Below are 19,847 nucleotides of genomic sequence, written 5' to 3' on the forward strand. Positions count from 1 at the left end.
CGTTTCGAACCCGCGACGCGCGGCAATGTTCCCGCAATGCAGCATCGCCTGGAAAGCCGTCGCGCATGCCTGTGCGGCGACCGGCACGATTGACAGCCGGCCGAGGCGGCACCTTGATGCGGAACGCCATGCGCGAACCGGCGTTTTCTTCAGCAAGCCATCCGCGACATTGCCCAGGAGCGCGCGCCATGCCGGAAACCGAACTCCAGCAGTCGATCTGGTCCGCCCTCGACCGCCATCCCGTCTGCATGGTGACGACCGCCGCTGACGGCGTGATCAGGACGCGGCCGATGTCAGGGCATATCGACCGCGAGAACCACCGCATCCTGTTCGTCACCCATCGCCATACCGGGGCGCTGGGAGAGGCGCTGCGCTCGCCCAGCGTTTCGATCGCGATCAGCGAGGAAGACCGCAACTTCTATGCAGCGATCACCTGCGCCGCGGCCGAAATCGACGACCGCACCCTCATCGAGGAGATCTGGACGCCAATGACAGGCGCCTGGTTTCCCGAGGGTCCGGACGATCCCGATGCGATGCTGCTGTCGCTGATGCCGGTCTCGGCCGAGATCTGGAACGGCCCGTCAAGCGGCGTGCTCGTCGCCTTCAAGCTGGCGACCGCGAAAATCCTGGGCCGGCAGCCCGATCTCGGCGTGAACGCCACGATCGACATGCGGTAGCGGGCGCGGACGCGCCGGTCAGGCCGGAGGATCGGCCTCGGCCATCCTGCGGCCCAGCACGGCGACGGCGAGACTAGACCAGGCGATGCCCAGGCACCAGCCGCCGATCACGTCGGTCGGCCAATGCACGCCGAGATAGATACGGCTGACGCCGATCAGAACGATCATCACCCAGGCCAGCCAGATACAGAGCCGGGCAATGTCGTCGCGATGCGAGGCCAGGCCGATGAAGCCCGCGATACTGAGCATCGTGACCGCCGACAGGAAGGCGTGACCGCTCGGGAAACTCGCCGTGAAGGTCAGGGCCGCGTGCTCCACGATGTCGGGCCGCGCCCGGCCGATCAGGATTTTCAGCCCGGTGCTGACGACCGTGGCCGAGATCACCGTGATCGCCAGACCGACGGCGAGATGCCGGTAGCGGCAGACCCACAGCGTCAGGCTGGCCGTGATCGTCATCATGCCAAGCCCGACGAAGCTGCCGAGCGCGGTGACGTCCCGCATCGCCTCGCGCAGCCAGGCTGGTCCGAGCGGCGTCGACGGGTCGCCCGCCTCCCGAAACAGCAGCACGAGGCTGCGATCGAAGGCGAAGCTGCGGCCGGAGACGATGAAGAGAGCCAGCCCGAGAAAGGCGAATGCGGCGGCGACAGGGACGAGAACACGCGGCTGAAGCAAGGAGACAGCGACTCCGGGGCGAAGGACCGAGCCCGACATAGATACTGTGCCGCCGCTTTCAAAGGGACGGTTCAAAGAGAGCGTTCGCGCGCCGCGATCAGCCGGACCGCCCCCGGAAGCAGCTTGTAGACGAGCGGGCCGGCCTTGCGTTCGACCTCGCCATCGAAGGTGATGTGGCCGCGGCGCTTGTCCCGGCGTGTCAGCGTCACCTCCGAGGCGGTGAAGGAGGTCAGGTTGCCCGAGCTGCGCCACCTGCCCGACACCACTGAGAGCGCCGCCTTGCAGCGGGAATAGAGACCACCGGCATTGAGGATATGGACCTCGAAAACCCCGCCATCCAGCCGGTTTCGGCGCCAGTCGACGCCCTCGAAGCTGTTGACCGTGACCAGCACCGCATCGGCCTGAACCAGGCGGCGCTCGGCGCCGACGCCGATATCGACGGTGATCGCCCGGGTGAAGAGGATCGAGCGAGTCGCGGCGACGACGAAGGCCACCGCCCGGCTGAACGGAAAGCGGCGGCGCGCATATTCGCGCTGCCGCGCCATCAGGCTGAAAAACCCCATGCCGGACAGCGAATGGAACAAGCGGTCGTTGACGCTGCCAATGTCCAATACGACGGGCTCGCCCCCGCAGAGGGCGGAAATCTGGTGTTCAAGCGTGCCGGCGAGGCCGAGATCGCGCCCCAGCACATTGACCGTGCCAAGCGGGAGGATGCCGATGGGCCTGTCGGCCTGGAGCAGGACCGGCAAGACGCCGTTGATCGTGCCATCGCCACCGGCGATCACCGGCACGCAATCCTCGTGCTCGATCGCCAGCGACAGAGCGCCGTCCAGATCCCGCGGATGCACCAGCCTGACCTCGGCGGTGCAGCCGCTCGCCTCGAACGCCGCGACGATGCGCGCGGCGAAGGCCTCGGGACCGGCCTCGAGCACGGTTCCCGCCCGGGCATTGACGACGACGATGTGATGCATGGTGCGCTGCAGGATAGGCCGCTCGGCCGGGACGGAGCAAGACGCGCCGCGAGGGGGCAGCGCGCGGCGATCTCTGGGCGGCGATCCCAGGTCCAGCGATCTCGGGATCAGGGTGTCGCCGAGGACATCATCCGGCGCTCGGCCCCGCTCAGCCGCATCGCCATCTCGGGGTGGGCCTCCTCGACCTCCTCGGTCGTCACCTCGAAGCGCTGCAGCATGTGCGGCCCGAAGGAACTGACCATCGCCACATCGGTGGCATCACGCCCCCGCGCGATCACCACACGGCCGATGCGGCGCATGTTGTGACGGGCATCGAAGGTGTACCAGCGCCCGCCGAGGAAAACCTCGAACCAGGCATTGAAATCCATGGGTGCGGGATCCCGCGGCACGCCGATGTCACCGAGATAGCCGTTGCAGTAGCGCGCCGGAATATTGACGCAGCGGCACAGCGCCACCGCCAGATGCGCGAAGTCGCGGCAGACGCCGACGCGCTCCTCGAAGGCCTCCGCCGCCGTGCGCGTGCTGCGGGCGAAATGGTAGCCGAAGGTGAGATGGTTATGGACGAAGTCGACGATCGCCTGAACCCTCGGCCAGCCGGCCGGAATGTGCCCGAACAGGCTCCAGGCCTGTGCCGCCAATTTGTCGGTCTCGCAATACCGGCTGCCGAGCAGGTAGACCAAGGCCTCGTCCGGCAGGCGTGAGGGCGGCACCTCGCCCGCCGCTGGATGGACAGGATCGAGCTCGCCTGAATCGTGGACGACGCCCTCCGCCCGCAGAGCGATGCCGCCGGGCGGGGCGGTAAGGCGGCGGCAGATGTTACCGAAGGGGTCGACGAACTGCGTCGTCGCGATCTCCCGCGAGGGATCGAGCAGCGACGTCACCCTCAGCTCGTCCGGGGCGACGAGATCGTGCCGGCGCGAGGGGTGCACGTCGAGCAGCGTGATGAGGGGCAGATCCTGCTGGCAGACGATCTCGATGTTGTAGCCGTAGCGGATGCGCATGATGCTCTCACGGGTTCGCAACGAACGGGCTCAAGCCGTCGATGCCGGACATCACGGTCCGGAGCCTGCGGGTGTTCGACTCTGCAAGGGAGAGCCTCCCAGACGCGCCATGGCGTATCCGGCGAGCTGGGGCTCTCATAAAACGGAAGATGCGGGCCTTTCGGCCCGCATCCCGCCGCCACGACGGTTCGGCTGGGGGGATAGCAACCGCCGCGACCTGCGTCTGGGCGGTGCCTACATCATCCAGTAGGGCATCGTGCCGTAATAGTCGTGGACGCGCTTGCCATAGGCCTTGTCGTCCCAGTCGGGCTCGCCCTCGCTGTCGTACATGGGCGCGGCCTCGAGCTTTTCCTTGGTCAGCGGGACCACGTAGCCGCCGCGTTCTGTGTCGAAATCCAGCACGCTCCAAGGGATCGGATGGTATTTCTCGCCGAGCCCGAGGAAGCCGCCGAAGGACATGATCGCGTAGGCAACCTTGCCGGTCTGCTTGTCCAGCATCACGTCGTAAATCTCGCCGAGATGATCGCCCGCCGTGTTGTAGACGTCGGTGCCGGCGACGCGAGCACCCGCAATCAGCGGGTTGGACGACGGTTTGGCATCGGACGCCGGAAACGTGTCGTGCAGGGTCATGTTCGGTTCCTCCGACAGGAGCAGCCCAATCAAGCTGCGGATTGCCGGAACAACGTGGCGAACCCGGGAAAGGTTCCGCGGAAAACAGCGATCGGGCGCCCCACCCCGCCGCTCTGGCAAGAGCATCGCTAGGAGCCTCGCGCAGCCTCGTCGCGCGCGAGACCATCCTGCCAAAGGAACCTTTTGGGACGGGCGGACGTTGGGCTGGGACGGTCGGTCATGGTCGTGCCTAAATAAATGCCCTAGTTTGGCGACCGCGCGGCTCTCGCTACGAATCTTGAAGCGCCAAGGAAAAATCCAATGAAAAAGATCCTGATCATCGCTGCCATCGCAGCATCGCTCGGCGCCTGCACCCAGCAGGAAGAGCGCATCGGTGGTGGAGCCCTGATTGGCGCCGGAACGGGCGCTGTCATCGGCGGCCTCGCCACCGGCCGCGCAGGCGGCGCCTTGGCAGGTGCCGCGATCGGCGGCGTCGCCGGTGGTGCCATCGGTGGCGCGACCTCACCGACCCGCACCTGTGTGGGTCGCGACGAATGGGGCCGCCGCGTGCGCTTCGACTGCTGATCGACGCAGTCTCCGACGGCCGTTCCAGGACGGCGCAATGAAGCCCGAGCAGCGTGCAAGCGCCTTGCTCGGGCTTTGGCTTGAGGTCAGACTTTGCCATACGGTCCGAAGCGGCCGACGAAGCGATGGCGGGTACCGGGATAGAGCAAGCGCACCGCCGTGACGGGCGCCCCCTGATTCCAGGTCCGCCGCTCGATCAGGAGGCAGGCTTCGCCCGCTTCGATGCCGAGAAGTCGGGCGTCGTCCGGTTCGGCCGGGACCGCGCTGATCGCGTGCTCGGCCTGCGACCACAGGCTGTTGCGGAGCAGCCAGTCTCCCGGCGGGGTCGTGCCGAAATCCTCATCCGCAGCGGCTGGAACGGTCGCGAGATGAATCACACGCTCTTCCAGCACATGGGGCTTGTCGTCGGCACGGTGCAGCGTGACCAGATGGCAGATCTTCTCGCTGCGCTTCAGGCCGAAGCGCAGGGCGAGTTCGGCCGAGACCCGCCCATCCTCGCGCATCAGCACCTCATGACCATAGCGTTGGCCGAGCCGCTCCACCTCTTCCGGAATCGAGAGGATGTCGAGCATGGCATGGCTCGCCGGCGGGTTCGCGACGACGGTCCCGGAGCGGCGGCGGCGCGTGATCAGCCCCTCGCGGGCGAGCTGCACGAGCGCGCGATGCACGGTCATGCGCGAGGCGCCAAGCTGCTCCATCAGCGCATGTTCGGGCGGCACCGGGGTTCCCGGCGGCCAGGTTCCGTTCAGCACGAGATCGCGGATCGAACGCCGGATCTGGTCGTAGATCGGGCCGGCGCCGTCCAGCCTCACCGCATCGAGCCTTGTCTGAACCATGAACGCTAGAGTGCCGCCAGCAGCTTGCGCATGACGCCGGCGAAGCGCGCCTTCACGGCCTCGCGGGCCGGATGGCGCCCGTCGACGACAACGGGCCTGCCGCCGACGAAGACATCCCGCACGGGCAGTGCATTTGCCGCGAAGAGCGCGCTGTCGAGCACCGCTTCCCCGGTTTTGCCGATGAGGGCCGGATGGCTTGCGTCGAGCGTCACCAGATCCGCCCGCAGGCCCGGCGCGAGCGCCCCGAGCGCGCGACCGCAGGCCTGGGCGCCGCCAGCCGCCGCCGCCCGCCAGAGCGCGACGCCGGTCGAGGCGTCGGCTTCGGCCATGAGCGCGCGGCGACGGTCGCGGAAGCGCTGCGAATACTCGAGCAAGCGCAGTTCGGCGCCTGCGTCGATCTGGATGTTGGAGTCGCTGCCGACGCCGAAGACCCCGCCCGAAGCCCTGTAGCGCACGCCGTCGAAGATACCATCGCCGAGGCTGGCTTCGGTGATCGGGCAGAGCCCTGCGACCGCACCGCTCGCCGCAATCGCATCGCGCTCGGAATCGTCGAGATGGGTGGCGTGGATCAGGCACCAGCGCCGGTCGAGTTCGACCGTATCGGCCAGCAGCGCGACAGGGCGGCGCCCCATGATCGCGACGCTGTCCTCGACCTCGCGCATCTGCTCGGCGACATGGATGTGCAGCGGTCCTTCCGGCCGCAGGGCCGCAAGCCAACCGAGATCGTCGAGGGCAACCGCCCGCAGCGAATGCGGGGCGAGGCCGAGCCTGGCGTCGGGCAGCGGGCGGATGGCGGCCTCGCTCGCCTCGATCAGCTTCAGATAGGAATCGCGGTCGTTGACGAAGCGCCTCTGCCCGTGGACCGACGGCGCCTGACCGAAATTTCCGAAACGGTAGAGCACCGGCAGAAGGGTCAGGCCGAGCCCGGTCTCGCCGGCAGCGGCGGCGATGGCGCCGCCCATCGCGGCGATGTCGGCATAGGGTCGGCCGTCCTTGTCGTGATGCAGGTAGTGGAACTCGGCCAGAGCCGTGAAGCCGCCCTCCAGCATCTCGACGAAGGCCTGCGCCGCGAGCGCCTGGACATCGTCCGGATCGAGCCGGTCGAGGAAGCGGTACATCACGTCGCGCCAGGTCCAGAACGAGTCCTCGGCCGCCCCGCGACGCTCGGACAAGCCCGCCATGCCGCGCTGGAAGGCATGGCTGTGGAGGTTCGGCATGCCGGGCAACGCAAGCCCCGTCAGCCGCGTGTCTCCGGCGCCGGCCGGCACGCCGGCCTCGACCGCGGTGATCGCCCCCTCCGAGACGGTGAGCCGGACATCATCGGCGAAACCGCCCGGCAGCAGGGCCTGCTCCAGATGCAGGGTCAGGGTCACAGCATCGCTCCATCGGTCAATTGCATATGCAATTCATCGCTTGCCATTTGCATATGCAATTGGATAGCATATTCGAAATCGAAGGATAGTCGAGAGGACGTGACGTGGCGACGATGCCCAGCGAGCCCCCGATCTGCGACAGGCTCTGGACGCAGGCGCGACTGGCGACGATGTCGCCTGCGATCCCCGCCCCCTATGGCGCCATCGAGGACGGTGTCGTGGCAGCGAAGGACGGGCGGATCCTTTATACCGGTCCGCGCAGCGAGGCACCGGCCTTTCGCGCCACCGAAACGATCGATTGCGGCGGGCGCTGGATCACGCCCGGCCTGATCGACTGCCACACCCATCTCGTTTATGGCGGCGACCGCGCCCATGAATTCGAGCTCCGCCTCCAGGGCGCGAGCTATGAGGAGATCGCGCGGGCCGGCGGCGGCATCCTCTCCACCGTCAAGGCGACGCGGGCGGCGAGTGAGGCCGAACTCTTCGCCAGCGCCGAGCGGCGCCTTGCAGCGCTGATGGCGGAGGGCGTCACCACCGTCGAGATCAAGTCCGGCTACGGGCTGGAACAGGACGCCGAGATCAAGCAGCTTTCGGTCGCACGCCGTATCGGGCGGGAGCGACCTGTCAGGGTCCGGACGACCTTCCTCGGGGCGCATGCGGTGCCGCCCGAGTTCAAGGGCCGCTCAGGTGCCTATGCCGATCTCGTCGCCGGGCCGATGCTCGACGCCATCACCGCGCACGGCCTGGCGGATGCTGTCGACGTGTTCTGCGAGGGCATCGCCTTTTCGCCGGAGGAAACCCGGCAGGTCTTCGCAGCCGCCAAGGCGAAGGGGCTGGCGATCAAGATTCACGCCGAGCAGCTTTCCAATCTCGGCGGCGCGGCGCTGGCGGCGGAAATGGGCGCCCTGTCCGCCGACCATCTCGAATATCTCGACGAGGCCGGCGTGATCGCCATGGCCGAGGCCGGTACGGTCGCGGTCGTCCTGCCCGGCGCCTTCTATTTCCTGCGCGAGACGCAGATGCCGCCGATCGAAGCGATGCGCCGGCATGGCGTGGCGATCGCGCTCGCGACCGATGCCAATCCGGGCTCCTCGCCGCTGACCTCGCCGCTTCTGGTGATGAACATGGCCTGCACACTCTTCCGGCTGACGCCGGAGGAGGCGCTGACCGGGTTGACCCGGCATGCGGCGCGGGCGCTGGGGCTCCAGGATCAGATCGGTACGCTCGAACCCGGCAAGGCCTGCGACCTCGCGATCTGGGACATCGAACGCCCTGCCGAACTTGCCTACCGCATCGGCTTCAACCCGCTTCACGCCCGCATCTGGAACGGACAATGAGCATGTCTCTCCCCCTCGCCCCCGGCCAGGCGGCCCTGACGCAATGGCGTGACGTGCTCGACGGCGCGTCGGTCTCGCTTTCCGCCTCGAGCGCCGCCGCCATTGCGGCCGCGCAAGCCATCGTCGACGACATCGTCGCGGCCGGAACCGTGACCTATGGCGTCAACACCGGCTTCGGCAAGCTCGCCAGCGTGCGCATCGCCGATGCCGATCTCGCCACGCTCCAGCGCAACCTGATCCTATCCCATGCGGTCGGCACCGGCCCTGCTTTGCCCGACGGCGTGGTCCGGCTGATCCTCGCGATGAAGGCGGCGAGCCTGGCGCGCGGGGCATCTGGCGTGCGGCCCGTCGTGGTCGAGGCGCTGCTCGGCGCGCTCAGGGCCGATGCCCTGCCGGTCGTGCCGGCCAAGGGCTCGGTCGGCGCGTCGGGCGATCTCGCGCCGCTCGCCCATCTCACCGCCGCGCTGATGGGCGTCGGCGAGATCAGGCTGAAGGGCGAGGTCATGCCGGCGGCCGATGCGCTGTCCCGGATCGGCCAGGCACCGCTCGCGCTCGGCCCCAAGGAAGGGCTCGCCCTGATCAACGGGACGCAGGTCTCGACGGCGCTCGCGCTCGCCGGGCTCAGCGCGATGGCCCGCGTCTTCGACGCCGCGCTCGTGGCGGGCGCGCTTTCGGTCGATGCGCTGAAAGGCTCCGATACGCCGTTCGATCCGCGCATCCAGAACCTGCGTGGGCAGCCCGGCCAGATCCGCGTCGCCGCCATCCTGCTCGAACTGATCGCCGGCAGCGAAATCCGCGACAGCCACCGTTTCGGCGACAGCAAGGTGCAGGACCCCTATTCGCTGCGCTGCCAGCCGCAGGTGATGGGCGCGATCCGCGACCTGCTCGGCAATGCCGCTGCGACGCTCGGAATCGAAGCCAATGCCGTCACCGACAACCCGCTGGTGCTGGGGCCGGGCGAGATCGTCTCAGGCGGGAATTTCCACGCCGAGCCGGTCGCTTTCGCCGCCGACATGCTGGCGATGGGGCTGTGCGAGATCGGCAATCTCTCGGAGCGCCGGATCGCGCTGCTGGTCGACCCCGTGATGAGCGGTCTGCCGCCCTTCCTGGCGCGCGATGCCGGACTGAATTCCGGTTTCATGATCGCGCAGGTGACGGCCGCCGCGCTCGCATCGGAGAACAAGCAGAAGGCCTATCCTGCTTCGGTGGACACCATCCCCACTTCAGCCAATCAGGAAGATCATGTCTCGATGGCGACGCATGGCGCCTTCCGCCTGCTCGACATGGCGGCGAATGCCGCCAGCATCGTCGGCGTGGAGCTGATGGCGGCGGCCGAGGCGATCGAGCATCATCGCCCGATGAAGACGAGCCCGAGACTGGAGCCGGCGCTGGCGCTGCTGCGCAGCCAGATCGCGCCGCTGACGGAGGACCGGTATCTCGCGCCTGACCTCGCGGCGGCGACGGCGTTCGTGCTGTCGGGCGCTGTCGGGAAGGCGGCGGGGCTGGACGCGTTTGCGGAGATCTCGGCGTGATGGCGCCCGTTCCGTCATGGTCGGGCTTGTCCCGACCATCCACGTCTTCGCCGATCGAGCACTATGACGAAGACGTGGATGCTCGCCACGAGGGCGAGCATGACGCTGTGGTTCGTGAGGTTTTCCGATGACTACCGACATCGTCACCGTCACCCGGGGCCCCTCCCCGCTCATCCTGTCGATGCCGCATCCCGGCACCGGGCTGCCGCCGGAGGTGCACGCCGCGTTGAACGAGACCGGCCGGGCCGTGCCTGATACCGACTGGCATATGTGCGAGCTCTACGCCTTCGCGGAACGCTTCCAGCCGACGATCGTCGAGGCCGGGCTGTCGCGCTATGTCATCGACCTGAACCGCGACCCGTCGGGCGCCTCGCTCTATCCTGGCCAGGCGACGACCGAGCTGGTCCCGACTACGACCTTCGACGGCGAGCCGATCTGGACGACGCCTCCTGACGAGGCTGAGATCGCGCGGCGGCGCGAGGCCTATTTTCAGCCCTATCACGACGCGCTCGCGACCGAGATCGCACGGGCCAGGGCCGCCCATGGCTGGTGCCTGCTCTGGGACTGCCATTCGATCAAATCGGAGATACCGCGCCTGTTCCCAGGAACGCTGCCGACGCTCAATCTCGGCACCAACTCCGGCCGGAGTTGCGCGCCCGCCGTTGAGACCGCTGCCATCGCCGCGATGGCCGACCATGATCTCACGCAGATCGCCAATGGCCGCTTCAAGGGCGGCTGGATCACGCGGCATTATGGCCGCCCGCATGAGAACGTCCACGCGATCCAGATGGAAATCGCGCTGTCGGCCTATCTTTCCGAGGAGGCGCCACCCTGGCGTTTCGACGCGACCCGCGCCCGCCCGCTGCAAGGCGCACTGGAGAGCGTCATCGCTGCGGCGCTCGCCGCAGCGATGGTCCAGACGGTCGGTCTCGGCTGATAGCTTGCCACTGCCTCTTCGATCAGACCGCCCCTTGCCCGGAACGGAGCCCGACATGACCCGCATCGACAACAGCCGCGTCATCCGCAGCCCGCGAGGGACCGAGATCAGTGCCAAGAGCTGGCTCACCGAAGCGCCGCTGCGCATGCTGATGAACAATCTCGATCCCGACGTCGCCGAGAAGCCCGGCGAACTCGTGGTCTATGGCGGTATCGGCCGGGCCGCCCGGACCTGGGAGGATTTCGATCGCATCTGCGCCTCGTTGCGTTCGCTCGAAGCCGACGAGACGCTGCTGGTGCAGTCGGGCAAGCCGGTCGGCATCTTCCGCACCCATGCGGATGCGCCGCGCGTGCTGATCGCGAATTCGAACCTCGTGCCGGCCTATGCGAACTGGGAGCATTTCCACGAGCTCGATAAGCTCGGGCTGATGATGTACGGCCAGATGACGGCCGGCTCCTGGATCTATATCGGCACGCAGGGCATCGTTCAGGGCACCTATGAGACCTTCGTGGAGGTCGGCCGGCAGCATTATGGCGGTTCGCTCAAGGGCAAGTGGATCCTGACCGGGGGCTTGGGCGGCATGGGCGGCGCGCAGCCGCTGGCGGCGACCATGGCCGGTGCCTCGATGATCGCAGTCGAGTGCAAGCCGTCGAGCATCGATTTCCGGTTGCGCACCGGCTATCTCGACGAGAAGGCCGACAGCGTCGACGACGCGCTGAAGATCGTCGAAGCCGCCCATGCCAAGGGCAAGGCCGTCTCCGTCGGCGTGCTCGGCAATGCCGCCGAGGTGTTTCCCGACATGGTCCGCCGGGGCATCCGCCCCGACGTCGTCACCGACCAGACCTCGGCGCATGATCCGCTCAACGGCTACCTTCCCGCCGGCTGGACCCTGGCCGAATGGGAAGAGCGCAAGGAGCGCGACCCGGCCGGCACGATCGAAGCCGCGAAGACCTCGATGGCCACCCATGTGCGGGCCATGCTGGACTTCCAGACGATGGGCGTGCCGACGCTCGATTACGGCAACAACATCCGCCAGATGGCGAAAGACATGGGCGTTCACAACGCCTTCGATTTTCCGGGCTTCGTGCCGGCCTATATCCGGCCGCTGTTCTGCCGGGGTGTCGGGCCGTTCCGCTGGGCGGCGCTCTCGGGAGACCCGGAGGACATCTACAAAACCGACCAGCGCGTGAAGGAGTTGATGCCGGACGACACGCATCTGCACAACTGGCTCGACATGGCCCGCGAGCGGATCCAGTTCCAGGGCCTCCCCGCCCGCATCTGCTGGGTCGGCCTCGGCGACCGGCACCGGCTCGGCCTCGCCTTCAACGAGATGGTGGCGAAAGGCGAGCTGAAGGCGCCCGTCGTGATCGGCCGCGACCATCTCGATTCCGGTTCCGTCGCTTCACCCAATCGCGAGACGGAAGCGATGAAGGACGGCTCCGACGCGGTTTCCGACTGGCCGCTGCTGAATGCGCTACTCAACACGGCCGGCGGCGCGACCTGGGTCTCGCTGCATCATGGCGGCGGCGTTGGCATGGGCTATTCGCAGCATTCGGGCGTGGTCATCGTCGCCGACGGGACGCCGGAAGCCGCCAAGCGGCTGGAGCGCGTGCTCTGGAACGACCCGGCGACCGGCGTGATGCGTCATGCCGATGCCGGCTACGAGATCGCGCAGGACTGTGCCCGTGAGAAGGGACTGAAGCTGCCGGGTATTCTTGGCTGACGATGCACGTGATCCGCGCCATCGATTGCCGCGTCATGCCGTGGAAGAACGGCGGTGGCGTGACGACCGAGATCGCAATCAGTCCGCCGGACGCCTCGCTCGACGATTTCGGCTGGCGCATCAGCATGGCACAGGTCGCCAGCGACGGAGCGTTCTCGCGCTTCCCCGGAATTGACCGGACATTGGCCGTGCTGGCCGGCCCGGGGATCACGCTGGCCTTCGCCGATGGGAAGAGCGTCGTGCTTACATCGGACGGCCCGCCCTACGCATTCGACGGCGCGTGCTCTGTCGAGGGTCGGCTTCTCGCCGGGCCGATCACCGACCTCAACGTCATGACGCGAGGCAATCACTGGCAGCAGCATGTCAGGCGCCTTGCCGGACCCGGCCGGCTCGCGCTTGCCGCCTCCGGCGACCGGCTGATTTTCGCCGTGTCCGCAGGCCACTGGACGATCGGGGAGGCGCAAATCGGCATCGGCGACAGCGTCGTGCTGGAGCATGGCGAGCAAGGCCTGCTCACGGGCGATGAGGCGGCGGTCGGCTTCGCGATCGACCTCCATGCCAAAACACCGGCTTGACGCGGCAACGCTATTTCAGCCTGGCCAGAAAGCCCTCGACCGCTTGCCAGTTCTCGGCGGCGCCGGCCGGATTGCGGTCAAGACGCAACGTGGATGAACCGTGGGTGCCCACCTTCGGGCGGAATTGCGTTTTCACGGCGGCTGGAGACGCATCGATGATCGCCTTTGCCGCGGCGATCTCGCCTGGATCACTTGCAGACGACACGAAAATCGGCACGGCGACCTTTGCCGCTGCGGCCCGCACCGTGCCCCCACCACCGAGGTATTCACCCGGCGAGAAGGCGAGGATGCCGGCGACTCGTCCCGGATGCTTTGCCGCCAGCAGGAAGACCAGCGAGGCCGAATAACTTGAACCCCAGAGCACGACCTTGCCGGTCCGGCCGGACGCCCTGGCCCAATCCAGTGCGGCTTCGAGATCGGGCAAAACCTGTTCGAAACCGGCGCCGGCGCGAACGCCCTTGGCGGTCTGGTTCTCGCGGCCCCAGCCGCTGCCGCCCGAACGCTGGTCGAGCGCGAGCGCATTGAAGCCAAGCGCGTTCAACCTCGGCGCGATCGTCGCATACTCACCCGCATTCGACGAAGCCTGATGGAAGAGCAATACGACCGGCCTGGCCTTGTCGGCATCACCGGAATACTCCGCGAAAACCTTGACCTTGTCCGCGGCCACGAGCGTGACCGGCTCGGCCATCGCCGACCCTGCGACAAAGGCGGCAAGCACAAGGCCGGCGGCGAATGCGAGGGCTGACGTCATGCAGCGAACTCCGGCTTTGGCTGGTCAACAGCCTTAGCCCGCGTTCACGCGCGGTGGCGTCACGTCTGCTTCACGTTTCCGCGCCGACGAAGTGATCGGCACGGACAACGAGCCCGTCGCACTCTACCGGATCATCCCCATCGTACGCGGCAGCCAGAGCGTCAGCTCGGGGATGAAGGTGATCGCAAACAGCGCCGCGAAGAGCGGGATCAGCCAGGGCAGGATCGCCATGGTCGTCCGCTCCACGGAGAGCTTGGCGACGCGCGAGAGCACGAAGAGCACCATGCCGAGCGGCGGATGGAGCAGGCCGATCATCAGGTTCAGCGTCATGATCAGGCCGAAATGGATCGGGTCGACGCCGAGCTTGAGCGCGATCGGCAGCAGGATCGGCACCACGATGGTGATCGCGGCGATGGTGTCGAGGAAGCAGCCGATGAACAGCAGCAGCAGGTTCACCAGGATCAGGAAGACCCATTTGTTCTGGGTCAGGCTCAGGATCGCGTCGGACATGATCTGCGCGGTGTTCGAGACCGTCAGCAACCAGGCGAAGATCGAGGCCGCCGTGACGATAAAGAGCACGGAGGCCGTGGTCTCGATCGTGTCGAAAGTCGCCTTGGTCAGCGTCCGCAGCGTCATCGAGCGATAACGCACGAGGCCGAGGAAGAGCGACCAGATCACCGCCGCAGCCGCTGCCTCGGTCGGCGTGAACCAGCCCATCGTCATGCCGCCGATCAGGATGACCGGAGTCATCAGCGCCATCACAGCCGAGAAGTCGAAATAATAGTCGACGGCCAGCAAGCCGGCGAGAGCGAGCCCGATCGCGAGATTATCCGACAATCCGGCCCATTTCAGGAGATAGGCGACCAGCGGGAACGCGAGCACGACCACCACCTCGATGCCGGCGGTGCCGATCTCCTTGAGCGAGAATTTGGAGTCCGCGCCCCAGTTGTAGATGCGCGCGAAGATCGCGACGGTGGCCATCATGAACAGCGTCATGACCACGCCCGGGATGACGCCACCGAGGAAGAGCGCGCCGATCGAGGTGTTCGACATCATGCCGTAGATGACGAAGGGCAGAGAAGGCGGGATGATCGGCCCCAGCGTGGCCGAGGCCGCCGTGACGCCGACCGCGACCTCGGCCGAATAGCCGTGATCCTTCATCGCCTTGATCTCGATCGTACCGATGCCGGCGGCATCGGCGATGGCGGTGCCGGACATGCCGGAGAAGATCACCGAGCCGATGATGTTGACCTGGGCCAGGCCGCCGCGCATCCAGCCGACCAGCGCGACCGCAAAGGCGTAGATGCGGCCAGTGACGCCGGCGATGTTCATCAGGTTGCCGGCGAGGATGAAGAAGGGCACGGCGAGCAGCGGGAAGCTCTCGACGCCGGCGATCATGCGCTGCGCCAGGATGACGTCGGGCACCGAGCCGGAAACGAGGATGAAGGCGAGCGAGGCGACCGCCATGGCAATCGCCACCGGCACGCCGAGGATCATCAGGCCAAGAAAGGAACCGAGCAGGATTAGCATGTTGGTCTCAGGCCTCCGAGCCGTCGAAAGCTTCCGGCTTCTCCAGCACGGAATAGCCGCGCTGCCAGTTCTGCCAGGCGACGTGCAGGGCGCGGAGCGTCATCAGCGCGAAGGCGAGAACGACCGCGTTGAAGACGAAGGATTTCGGGAAATCGACCGTCGTCATCATCTCGTCGGGGATGAGCGACGCGTATTTGTACATCAGCCAGGTGCCGTAGGCGAAGAAGCCGATGCGAACGACATCGACGAAGGTCGCCATGATGCGGCCGAGCCCCGGCGACATGTAGCGATAGAGGAAATCGACCTGGATGTGGCGCGAGGCACGCACGCAGAGCGACGCGCCAAGGAAGACCACGATGACCAGCGCATAGATCGCAATCTCCTCCGTCCAGGCGAAGGAATTGTTCAAAACGTAGCGGGTGAAGAACTGCAGGATAACGCAGCCGACCATGACCCAGAAGGCCGTCAGCGTGATCCAGTCCTCGACGCCGTAGACGCCGAGATCGGCCGGCGGTGGCGCTTCGTCGAAGACATGGGCGAGTTCTTCGCTCGTCACCTTCGTATGGATTTCCGGCGTCGTGTCAGTGGCCACGGCAGACCTCGCTGATATCGGCCGCAGCAGGGCCGTGGGCTCGGGAGACCCGGCGGCGAGACGCCGCCGGGCTGTTCGATAGGGCTTACTTGATCGCCTGGATGCGATCCCAATCGGCCTTGCGATAGCCGAATTGCTCGAAGGTGACGTTCTTCTGGACGTTGGCGAGGAAGTCCGCCTTGTCGACCTCGGTCACGGTCAAGCCCTTGTCCTTGAAGAACTGGACCAGCTTGACCTCGTCGGCCTGGATCTTCTTGGTGGCGCGGGCGGAAGCCTCCTGCGCGACCTCGGTGAAGATCTTGCGGTCCTCGGGCGAGAGCTTGTCCCAGAGCTGCTTGGCGACGACCGTGTTGAGATGGTCGACGATGTGGCCGGTCAGAACGATGTGCTTCTGGACCTCGTAGAACTTCTTGGCCTCGATCGTGGTCAGCGGGTTCTCCTGCGCCTCGACGGTGCCGTTCTGGAGCGCGAGATAAACCTCGGCGAAGGCGATCGGGGCGGTGTTGGCGCCGCAGGCGCGCGGCATGGCGAGATAGGCCGGCACGTCGGGCACGCGGATCTTGAGGCCCTTCATGTCGGCGCAGCTCTTGATCGGCTTGTTCGAAGTGGTGTGGCGGGTGCCGTAATAGGTCACCGAGACGATCTGGTGGCCGCTCTTCTCCTGGTAGCCCTTGGCCATGTCGGTGAAGACGTCGCTCTTGGTGTAGGCGAGCAGATGGTCGGGTCCGCGGAAGGTGAAGGGGTAATAGGTCACCCCGATCGGCGGGAAGGCGCGCGCAGCGAAGCTCGACCCCGAGATGATGATGTCGACGGTGCCGAGCGTCAGGCCCTGGTTGATGTCGGTTTCCTTGCCGAGCTGCGAGGCCGGATAGACCGTGATCTCGTACTTGCCATTGGTGCGCTTCTTGAACTCGTCGGCCGCCCAGACCGATTCCGTGTGGAACGGCTCGGAGGTCTCGTAGACATGCGCCCATTTCAGCTTGGTCTGTGCCTGCGCCGGCGCGCCGGCGACGATCAGGCTCGCGGCGACCGCCGCCATCGTCAGATAGGTCTTCATCGCTCTCGTCCCTCCCATGGGATTGGTCTTGTTGCTGTATTTTCCGCCAGTTTTCAGGTCAGTCTTCTTCTTGCGTCAGTTCTTTCGGGCAAGGCGGGTCACGACGCTCTCCCGCCCGCCTCCGCGCCGGCCGGGCCTCGCATGGAGAGGCCCTTCGCCGAAGCTCTGTGAAAAGCGCTCCTGCGAGCGCTGCAGGTGACGGCGCATGGCCGCCTGCGCGCCATCGCTCTGTCCCGCCGCAATCGCGTCGCGAATCTCGTGGTGCTCGGCCACCGCCTCGCGCCAGGATTCGGCGTTCTCGAAATAGCTCGCGAGCTGGCGAAAATACGGGTTGATGCGCTGGTCGAACAGCATGCCGACGAAGCGCGCCAGCACCGCATTGCCGAGGGTCGAGGCGATGGCGACATGAAACGAACGGTCGAGCGCGACCAGTTCGTCGCTGGACAGACCGGGCAGCTCCATCCGGGCGAGGATGTCGTCGAGCGTCGCCACGTCATCCGGGCGTGCCGAGCTGCCGGCCTCGGCGCAGACCGCGCTCTCGACCAGTTCGCGCGCCTTCAGCACCTCGAAGGGCCCTTCCGGGGCCTCGTCGGCAACGGGAAGCAGGGTCGGCTGACCGGCGGGCCGGTCGACAACATAGACGCCGGAGCCCATGCGGATGCGCACGCGGCCCTCGACCTCGAGCGCGATCAGGGCTTCGCGGACGGAGGGGCGCGACACGCCGAGCTTTTCTGCCAGCTCGCGCTCGGGCGGCAGTCGGCCGCCGACCGGATACTCGCGCCGATCGATAAGATGGCGGAGCTGGTCGGCGATCTGGCGATACAGACGTGGCGACTCGACAGCCTCGAGCGGCACAGCTTGCTCCCGGTTTCCATCCCCCGGCTCCCGTGACCGGAAGCTCGCTTTGGCCATGTGGTCAGGCCAATTGAGGCAGAAACAAGCATCATCCCGGCAGGCTGTCAATCGGCCCGCAGGTTCGGCGCTCCGATGCGTCGTTCAGTGAGGGCTCGCCATCACCTCGGCGCGGATTTCCTCGACGAGGCGCTCCTTGAGCGCGACGAATTCCGGGGTCGTCTTGATGGTGTAAGGCCGCGGATGGGGCAGATCGACGGCGATGTCGGCCTTGATCCGGCCAGGCCGCGCGCTCATCACCACGACGCGCGAGCCGACGAAGATCGCCTCCTCGATATCGTGGGTGACGAAGAGCACGGTCTTCTGCTCGCGCTCCCAGATGCCGAGCAGCATCTCCTGCATCAGCGCGCGGGTCTGGTTGTCGAGGGCGCCGAAGGGCTCGTCGAGCAGCAGGATCTTGGGATCGTTGGCGAGCGCGCGGGCGATCGCGGTGCGCTGCTGCATGCCCCCCGAAAGCTGCTTGGGAAAATGGTCGACGAAGCTCGATAGTCCGACCCTGTCTGCCCATTTGCGGGCGATATCGAGCCGTTCGCGCTCGGGCACGCCCTTCTCGCGCAAGCCAAAGGCGATGTTCTGCGCCACTGTCAGCCAGGGGAACAACGTGTAGCTCTGGAAGACAAAGCCGCGATCGGCGCCCGGGCCGGAAACGGGCACGCCGTCCAGCACGATCCTGCCCTCGCTCGCCGTCTCCAGCCCGCCGATGATCCGCAGCAGGGTGGACTTGCCGCAGCCGGAGGGGCCGAGGATGGCGATGAAGTCGTTGTCGCCGACCTTGAGCGAGGTCGGCATCAGGGCGCGGGTCGGCTGGCCGTTCGCTTGAGCCGGGAAGACCTTCCCGACATTCTCGACAAGAAGCTTGCTCATCTTTGCGCCCAGGGGAAGAGGCGCTGATTGACCGCCTTGAACAGGAAATCCGAGACCAGCCCGATCAGGCCGATGACGATGATGCCGAAGATGATCTGCCCGGTGTTCAACAGGGCCTGGCTGTCGGTGATCATGTGGCCGATGCCGGAGGACGAGCCGATCAGCTCGGCGACGATGACATAGGTCCAGGCCCAGCCGAGGACGAGGCGGAAGATTTCGGCGATCTCGGGCGCCGCGTTGGGCAGCAGCACGCGGCGCACAACCGAGGTGTCGGTCGCGCCCAGCGTGTAGGCGGCATCAACCAGATCACGCCGGATCGAGCCGACCGCGACCGCGATCATCAAGATGAGCTGGAAGACCGAGCCGATGAAGATGACGAGCAGCTTCTGCGCCTCGCCGATGCCGGCCCACAGGATCAGCAGCGGGATGAAGGCCGAGGCCGGCAAATAGCGCGCGAAGGAGACGAAGGGCTCGAGGAAGGCCTCGATCGGCTTGTAGGCGCCCATCATGATGCCGAGCGGCAGCGCGACCAGCACCGCCAGCACGAAGCCGCCGACGACACGCCAGATCGTCATGCCGATGTCGAAGGCGAAGCCATACTGGACCAGCAGGTTGTAACCTTCCCGCACCATGGTGATGGGGTCGGCCAGGAACAGCCGCTGGACATAGCCGCCGAAGGTCGCGACCGACCAGAGCGCGACGAACAACGCGAAGAAGGCGATGCCGTACCCCACGCGAGCGGGGGCAGAAACCGGCTGGAGGGGTCTCATGAGCGCGGTGCCTCGCGGTTCAGGACGGCGGCCAGATTCCGCCACGGCGCGAGCGACCAGAAGCCGGAGGCGGCGCCGGATGTCGAGGGCAGGACGAACACGGATGCGCCCTCCATCCGCGCCTGCCACAAGCCGTAAGGCAGGGTGCTATCTCGCAAGCCGAGCACGGCCTGTGCCGCGCGCTTGCCGTTGAAAGCGATCACGGCCGGAGCAAAGGATCTCATCTTCTCTTTGAAACCTTCGATGTCGAAATGCGCCGGCAGCAGATCCGAATCCGGTCCCGATGACGCCTTCGCCACATCGGTCAGGCCCATGCCGAGCCGCAGCAGTTCCGGAAATTCCTCCGGAGCGAGCTGGCGCGGCGTCAGGCCGACGGCATGGAGCGCCTTCCAGAACCTGTTGCCGGGTCCGGCATAATAGGCTCCCCGCCTCGCCGATACGGCCCCTGCCTGCGTGCCGCAGAAGACAACGCGCAGGCCGGGAGCCAGGATGTCGGGGAGGACTGGCTGCTCCAGCGTCATGGTCGGGCTTGTCCCGACCATC

21 protein-coding genes are annotated in these 19,847 nt (G+C 66.7%); 7 read left to right on the forward strand and 14 right to left on the reverse strand.

The window, feature by feature from the left end; translation table 11 throughout:
* The first annotated feature begins 188 nt into the window (after positions 1–188).
* On the forward strand, positions 189–677 hold the full coding sequence (locus tag C8D03_RS03060; RefSeq protein WP_181300623.1) for a pyridoxamine 5'-phosphate oxidase family protein: 489 nt from the start codon (positions 189–191) through the stop codon (positions 675–677).
* 18 nt (positions 678–695) lie between these two features.
* Here the strand turns inward: C8D03_RS03060 and C8D03_RS03065 are convergent, their stop codons facing one another.
* The 4 genes from C8D03_RS03065 to C8D03_RS03080 form a co-directional block, all read right to left on the reverse strand.
* Positions 696–1,349 (reverse strand): phosphatase PAP2 family protein, encoded by a 654-nt coding sequence (locus C8D03_RS03065; protein ID WP_181300626.1) that lies wholly within the window; start codon positions 1,347–1,349, stop codon positions 696–698.
* Positions 1,350–1,420: 71 nt separating this feature from the next.
* On the reverse strand, positions 1,421–2,320 hold the full coding sequence (locus C8D03_RS03070; RefSeq protein ID WP_108044956.1) for a diacylglycerol/lipid kinase family protein: 900 nt from the start codon (positions 2,318–2,320) through the stop codon (positions 1,421–1,423).
* A gap of 107 nt (positions 2,321–2,427) precedes the next feature.
* Positions 2,428–3,321 carry a transglutaminase-like domain-containing protein gene (locus C8D03_RS03075; protein WP_108044957.1) on the reverse strand — a complete coding sequence of 298 codons (894 nt, stop codon included), beginning with the start codon at positions 3,319–3,321 and terminating at the stop codon, positions 2,428–2,430.
* A gap of 234 nt (positions 3,322–3,555) precedes the next feature.
* Positions 3,556–3,951 carry a PRC-barrel domain-containing protein gene (locus C8D03_RS03080; protein ID WP_108051136.1) on the reverse strand — a complete coding sequence of 132 codons (396 nt, stop codon included), beginning with the start codon at positions 3,949–3,951 and terminating at the stop codon, positions 3,556–3,558.
* Between the two features lie 300 nt (positions 3,952–4,251).
* Between C8D03_RS03080 and C8D03_RS03085 the strand changes: the two genes are divergently transcribed.
* A complete protein-coding gene (locus C8D03_RS03085; protein WP_108044958.1) occupies positions 4,252–4,515 on the forward strand; it encodes a glycine zipper domain-containing protein in 264 nt (87 codons plus the stop codon).
* A gap of 86 nt (positions 4,516–4,601) precedes the next feature.
* Here the strand turns inward: C8D03_RS03085 and hutC are convergent, their stop codons facing one another.
* Positions 4,602–5,351: a histidine utilization repressor gene (gene hutC, locus C8D03_RS03090; RefSeq protein ID WP_108044959.1), complete on the reverse strand. Its 750-nt coding sequence runs from the start codon at positions 5,349–5,351 to the stop codon at positions 4,602–4,604.
* A 5-nt stretch (positions 5,352–5,356) separates the two neighbouring features.
* Complete coding sequence (locus C8D03_RS03095; protein WP_108044960.1) at positions 5,357–6,724, reverse strand: formimidoylglutamate deiminase; 1,368 nt, start codon at positions 6,722–6,724, stop codon at positions 5,357–5,359.
* Between the two features lie 113 nt (positions 6,725–6,837).
* Between C8D03_RS03095 and hutI the strand changes: the two genes are divergently transcribed.
* The 5 genes from hutI to C8D03_RS03120 all read left to right on the forward strand — a co-directional run bounded on the left by hutI (position 6,838) and on the right by C8D03_RS03120 (position 12,828).
* Positions 6,838–8,061, forward strand: a complete 1,224-nt coding sequence (gene hutI / locus C8D03_RS03100; protein ID WP_108051138.1) for an imidazolonepropionase — start codon at positions 6,838–6,840, stop codon at positions 8,059–8,061.
* A 2-nt stretch (positions 8,062–8,063) separates the two neighbouring features.
* Complete coding sequence (hutH, locus tag C8D03_RS03105; RefSeq protein ID WP_248308328.1) at positions 8,064–9,593, forward strand: histidine ammonia-lyase; 1,530 nt, start codon at positions 8,064–8,066, stop codon at positions 9,591–9,593.
* A 127-nt stretch (positions 9,594–9,720) separates the two neighbouring features.
* Positions 9,721–10,530, forward strand: a complete 810-nt coding sequence (hutG, locus tag C8D03_RS03110) for an N-formylglutamate deformylase (RefSeq protein ID WP_181300628.1) — start codon at positions 9,721–9,723, stop codon at positions 10,528–10,530.
* Between the two features lie 55 nt (positions 10,531–10,585).
* Positions 10,586–12,253 carry a urocanate hydratase gene (gene hutU, locus C8D03_RS03115; RefSeq protein WP_108044962.1) on the forward strand — a complete coding sequence of 556 codons (1,668 nt, stop codon included), beginning with the start codon at positions 10,586–10,588 and terminating at the stop codon, positions 12,251–12,253.
* A 2-nt stretch (positions 12,254–12,255) separates the two neighbouring features.
* Positions 12,256–12,828 carry a HutD/Ves family protein gene (locus C8D03_RS03120; RefSeq protein WP_108044963.1) on the forward strand — a complete coding sequence of 191 codons (573 nt, stop codon included), beginning with the start codon at positions 12,256–12,258 and terminating at the stop codon, positions 12,826–12,828.
* 10 nt (positions 12,829–12,838) lie between these two features.
* Here C8D03_RS03120 and C8D03_RS03125 read toward each other — a convergent pair whose 3' ends face one another.
* The 8 genes from C8D03_RS03125 to C8D03_RS03160 all read right to left on the reverse strand — a co-directional run bounded on the left by C8D03_RS03125 (position 12,839) and on the right by C8D03_RS03160 (position 19,846).
* Positions 12,839–13,579, reverse strand: a complete 741-nt coding sequence (locus C8D03_RS03125) for an alpha/beta hydrolase (RefSeq protein ID WP_210203880.1) — start codon at positions 13,577–13,579, stop codon at positions 12,839–12,841.
* 123 nt (positions 13,580–13,702) lie between these two features.
* Positions 13,703–15,109 carry a TRAP transporter large permease gene (locus C8D03_RS03130; protein ID WP_108044964.1) on the reverse strand — a complete coding sequence of 469 codons (1,407 nt, stop codon included), beginning with the start codon at positions 15,107–15,109 and terminating at the stop codon, positions 13,703–13,705.
* A 7-nt stretch (positions 15,110–15,116) separates the two neighbouring features.
* Positions 15,117–15,701: a TRAP transporter small permease gene (locus tag C8D03_RS03135; RefSeq protein WP_108044965.1), complete on the reverse strand. Its 585-nt coding sequence runs from the start codon at positions 15,699–15,701 to the stop codon at positions 15,117–15,119.
* 85 nt (positions 15,702–15,786) lie between these two features.
* Positions 15,787–16,758: a sialic acid TRAP transporter substrate-binding protein SiaP gene (locus C8D03_RS03140; protein ID WP_108044966.1), complete on the reverse strand. Its 972-nt coding sequence runs from the start codon at positions 16,756–16,758 to the stop codon at positions 15,787–15,789.
* A 75-nt stretch (positions 16,759–16,833) separates the two neighbouring features.
* On the reverse strand, positions 16,834–17,613 hold the full coding sequence (locus tag C8D03_RS03145; protein ID WP_108044967.1) for a FadR/GntR family transcriptional regulator: 780 nt from the start codon (positions 17,611–17,613) through the stop codon (positions 16,834–16,836).
* Positions 17,614–17,754: 141 nt separating this feature from the next.
* Entirely contained in the window at positions 17,755–18,534 is a 780-nt protein-coding gene (locus C8D03_RS03150; protein ID WP_181300630.1) for an ABC transporter ATP-binding protein, read from the reverse strand.
* A complete protein-coding gene (locus tag C8D03_RS03155; protein ID WP_108044969.1) occupies positions 18,531–19,304 on the reverse strand; it encodes an ABC transporter permease in 774 nt (257 codons plus the stop codon). Before C8D03_RS03155 ends, C8D03_RS03150 begins: the two co-directional genes overlap by 4 nt.
* Positions 19,301–19,846: a mismatch-specific DNA-glycosylase gene (locus C8D03_RS03160; RefSeq protein ID WP_248308329.1), complete on the reverse strand. Its 546-nt coding sequence runs from the start codon at positions 19,844–19,846 to the stop codon at positions 19,301–19,303. The genes C8D03_RS03155 and C8D03_RS03160 overlap by 4 nt, the downstream gene beginning before the upstream one ends.
* Position 19,847 lies beyond the last annotated feature (1 nt).

This window comes from Bosea sp. 124 (genome assembly GCF_003046175.1).
Classification (GTDB): Bacteria; Pseudomonadota; Alphaproteobacteria; order Rhizobiales; family Beijerinckiaceae; genus Allobosea.